The 4306-nt window shown below is 41.3% G+C and carries 6 protein-coding genes and 1 pseudogene; 6 read left to right on the plus strand and 1 reads right to left on the minus strand.

What is annotated here, in order from left to right:
- From AC1DUA_RS34220 to AC1DUA_RS34240, 5 genes and pseudogenes are all read left to right on the plus strand, one after another.
- Positions 1-199 (plus strand): annotated as a pseudogene (locus AC1DUA_RS34220) (hypothetical protein); the annotation flags it as partial.
- 70 nt (positions 200-269) lie between these two features.
- Positions 270-1226, plus strand: a complete 957-nt coding sequence (locus AC1DUA_RS34225) for an ABC transporter permease (protein ID WP_477503982.1) — start codon at positions 270-272, stop codon at positions 1224-1226.
- Positions 1227-1253: 27 nt separating this feature from the next.
- Positions 1254-2132: a carbohydrate ABC transporter permease gene (locus AC1DUA_RS34230; protein WP_477503983.1), complete on the plus strand. Its 879-nt coding sequence runs from the start codon at positions 1254-1256 to the stop codon at positions 2130-2132.
- 47 nt (positions 2133-2179) lie between these two features.
- Positions 2180-2365, plus strand: a complete 186-nt coding sequence (locus AC1DUA_RS34235) for a hypothetical protein (RefSeq protein ID WP_477503984.1) — start codon at positions 2180-2182, stop codon at positions 2363-2365.
- A gap of 13 nt (positions 2366-2378) precedes the next feature.
- Entirely contained in the window at positions 2379-2927 is a 549-nt protein-coding gene (locus AC1DUA_RS34240; RefSeq protein WP_477503985.1) for a Gfo/Idh/MocA family protein, read from the plus strand.
- A gap of 92 nt (positions 2928-3019) precedes the next feature.
- On the opposite strand, the gene AC1DUA_RS34245 is transcribed toward AC1DUA_RS34240, so the two are convergent.
- Positions 3020-3901, minus strand: coding sequence for a helix-turn-helix domain-containing protein (locus tag AC1DUA_RS34245; protein WP_477503986.1), 882 nt, complete (start codon positions 3899-3901; stop codon positions 3020-3022).
- Between the two features lie 137 nt (positions 3902-4038).
- Here AC1DUA_RS34245 and AC1DUA_RS34250 point away from each other — a divergent pair.
- Positions 4039-4306: GntR family transcriptional regulator (locus tag AC1DUA_RS34250; RefSeq protein ID WP_477503987.1), on the plus strand; the 268-nt coding region annotated here is incomplete at its 3' end.

A 4306-nucleotide genomic window follows, 5' to 3' on the forward strand; every position in this document is an offset into this window, starting at 1 on the left:
CTCCTATATCTCACCGACTCAAATACAGAAAAACGAAGAAATAAACAACAAGCTTAGATATGATTACTTTACAAGAATTATTACAGGGCAGCTGCCGGCCAATGCTTTCGATGAGTTTGTCACGAAATGGAAAACAGGTGGCGGTGACCAAATAACGAAGGAAACAAACGAGTTTTATAAATCACAGGGTAGTAAATAAGGCATTCTTTCAGTTTCACTTGCCGTACATAGTGCGGCAAGTGAACTTGTATCATTGGGGGATGACATGTATGAACCAATTCTCAGGGCAATCCAGCTTAACGGGGCCGATAACGAAGAAAGCAACGAAACGAAGATTTATTTCTTTTTTTCAGGACTGGGATCTTTATTTGCTTGCTCTTCCTGGGATCGTTTATTTTCTTTTGTTTAAATATCTGCCGATGTGGGGAATTCTAATTTCCTTCCAGGATTTCAGTCCTTTTTTGGGATTTTGGAAAAGCGAGTGGGTTGGGTTTAAGCATTTTCAGGAGCTTTTTGCTTATGATCATTTTTGGAACCTAATGAGAAACACGTTGTTAATAAGCTTTTATCAGCTGATCTTTTTCTTCCCAGTTCCCATCATTTTTGCCCTGATGCTGCACGAAATAAGCAAAACTTTCTTTAAAAAGTTGATTCAGACGATCATTTATCTGCCGCATTTTATTTCCTGGGTTGTTATTGCCTCTATTACGTTTGTCTTGTTGTCAGGCGGGGGAGTCGTTAATCATATCATTGAAGCAATGGGTGGCAAAACGATTAATTTCTTGTCTGAACCGACAGTTTTTAGATCGCTGATTGTTATACAAGATATTTGGAAAGAAGCCGGCTGGGGGACCATCATCTATTTAGCTGCACTCGCAGGAGTCGATCCGCAATTGTATGAAGCTGCAGTCATGGATGGAGCGAACCGCTGGAAACAGTTATGGCACGTAACGCTACCAACGATTCGCAGTACGATTATCATTTTGTTCTTGTTGCGTCTGGGACATATCATGGATGTTGGATTTGAGCAAATATTCCTCATGTTGAACAGTTTGGTGCGAAACGTAGGAGATGTTTTCGAAACCTTTGTCTATCAAAAGGGATTGGTTGAGGGGCAATTGAGTTTTTCCACGGCTGTTGGACTATTTAAATCCATCATCAGTCTCATCGTTGTTGCTGTTGCGAATTGGTTGGTTAAAAAGGCTGGCGAAGATGGCATATATTGAGCAGGGAACGATAAGGAGGATGTCAGCATGATTCGAAATAGAGGAGTAAGCGGTCGGATTTTCGATGGTGCTAACTATCTATCATTGTTCTTAGTAGCGGTAATAACCTTTATTCCCTTCTATTATGTCATTGTCGCCTCACTATCACCAATCAAGCAGGTGCTTACTGAAAGCATTATTCTATGGCCAGAGAAGTTTACTCTAACGTCATACCAAATGATCCTTACTACCCCGTCGTTTGTGAGAGCACTACTATTTACAATATTTATAACGGTAGTAGGGACAGCTATAAATATGTTGTTTACCTCAACGTTAGGTTACTCCTTGTCGAAGAAGCGTTTTCGTGCTCGCAGGTCTATTTTGATGTTAATCGTGTTTTCAATGATGTTTAGTGGTGGGCTAATCCCGACTTATCTAGTTGTTAAGCAGCTGGGGATGATTAATAGCCTTTGGGCATTAATGTTACCAGGTGCCATTTCTGCTTTTAATCTGATTGTTTTGAAAAACTTTTTCGCGAGTATCCCACAAGCGCTCGAAGATTCGGCAAGGATTGACGGCTGCAGCAACTTTGGTATTTTTATGCGAATCGCATTACCCTTGTCATTGCCTGCACTTGCATCCTTTACATTATTTTACGCCGTTGGGAACTGGAATCAGTTTTTCGCGGCGATCATGTACATGAATAATTCGCGTTATTGGACGCTGCAAGTCGTTCTAAGGCAGCTTGTCATCATTGGCGACTCCACTGGATACGGACAAGTCATTGATGATGCCAATAAAACGGCTTTTCCCGAAACATTGAAATATGCGGCTATTGTGGTTGCCACGCTCCCAATTTTGATGGTGTATCCATTCTTGCAAAAATATTTCGTGCAAGGGGTATTAATGGGTTCGGTTAAGGAATAGGAAGAACAAAATAGAGCAGGTCGGCAGGATCTACAGGAGGAAAGATTATGTTTAAATTGGGCTTGATGGGTTGCGGAGTTGTTGCAAATTACGGGCATATTCCCTCAATAATAAATTCATCTAAATTTGAATTAACTGCTATTTATGAACCTGTTGTCTCTCGAAAAGATGAGCTGCAGAAGAAACATAATGTGCAAGTATCGCTCACTGAGGTTAAGCTATATTTGGAATAATCATGGTAAATATATGAATTATGATCAAGTTCCACAACAGTTAAACTTAAGACGGGCAAACCGAATGATCGAAGGCGGACCTATGGTTGACTGTGGTGTGCACCAAATTGACCTTGCAAGATGGTGGCTGAATTCCGATGTGCAACTGCAGCATTCGGAAGGGGCCTGGGTGGACAATTATGAAGCGCCAGACCATATGTACCTTCATATGAAGCATGCCAATGACGTACATACGATGTTAGAAATTAGTTATTCTTACTGTTTTACCGCCAAAGAGCCGGTATCAAGTTTTATTTATGAACTGATCGGGACTGACGGAGTTATACGTTATGATCGTGAATCCAAATTATTTGAGATGYGGAATTCAACCGGAACAACTCGGTTTCCTTTTACCCGCGAGAAAAATTTCCCTGGCATGTACGATGCTTTTGCTTTGTCGCTTGAAACCGGTCAAACGGGCGATATGCCGACTGGCCTGGATGGGCTCATAGCAACTCGTATCGCTCGTAGGGCAACGGATGAACTCATCCAAAAGAATGCGCATTTGCATAAAAAGGAGTAGCAGCTGTCTACCCGTTGACACAAAGAAAGTGCTCTTCCGATTGGGGAAGAACACTTTTTTTGCTATTCAGGCATTGCATAAATGATCAGATATTACACCAAGGATATAGGTTTCTGTATTCGTTTTTTTCGGAATTCGGAAGGCGTATACTCGTTGTAGCGTTTGAAAATACGAATGAACATATTGACATTCGGGAAACCGGATTGCACGCCAACGTCAGCAATAGAAAGCGTTTCGGTAAGCAACAGATGCTCAGCTGTTTTAATTCTCCTCAAATGAAGATAATCGACAAAGGACATTCCGATACACTGTTGGAAATATTTGATAAAGTAGTGATATTCTAAATGCACGAGATGGAGGATATCCTGAATCCGAATCGGATTTCGGTAATGGATTTCAATATAATCCAATACTGGCTTGAGACGCTGCCAATCTGCTGGTGAAATGGGAGGAGAGGAGGGAGCATGGCGAATGAGCAGGGAGAGCAGCTGTTTGAAAGCACCGCTTATCGCCAGTTCGTAGCCGGGTTCCATATGACTTGCTTCTTGGTACACTTGGACTAATAGGTGAAACATGGTTTCTTTGACTGACGGGTTGTTAGTCAGTACTTCATTGATGCGATCTAGTGGTTCCGATAATTCCAGCAAAATAGGGGAGAAGTCTTTGGTATATTGATCTAATTGTGCTACTATGTCCAATTGCAGCACAATTTGTTTGACTAACTTCTGCCTTCTGGTGCGGTGCAACCGAGATGATCCGATGATTAACAAATCCTGATCTTGTAAATTATAGATGGTATCGACAGTTTCTACTTGCATGGCACCTTCAAATAACAGAATGATTTCTACTTCTTTATGATAGTGCCACGGGTTCCAAGGGAGCGAAGGAAGTGGCCCTAAAGTAATGTCCCATATTTTGTAGCGAAGTAAGGGATGATGGTAATTAACGTGTTCATTTTTTGCATGTTCTTCCACATTTGTCCCTCCAACATTTCTGAATATATAGATGCAAGGTGACATGCAGGTAAGCGCTATCATGATTTTAACATAGATAGTAGGATATCACAAAGTGTTATATACTATTGATATTTCATAGTCTAGGGGATGGCAGAATGAACGTAAAGGATAGTAAAAAGGGACGGAAAACATCGCTTTATATGCAAACTGCCGAGAAGGTCAAAGAGGAAATATCACGACAGAATCTGCAACCCCATGATCCTGTTCCTTCTGAAGGTGAATTAGCTAAGCTTTATGCAGTTAGTCGAATGACAACGAAGCTTGCTTTAGAGATTTTAGTAAAAGAGGGTATTGTATATAGGCTTGCACGCAGAGGGACATTTGTATCGGGGGACTACGTAAGTGGTAATCAAGTAAAGCCTT

Source organism: Paenibacillus sp. 01T422, assembly GCF_056398785.1.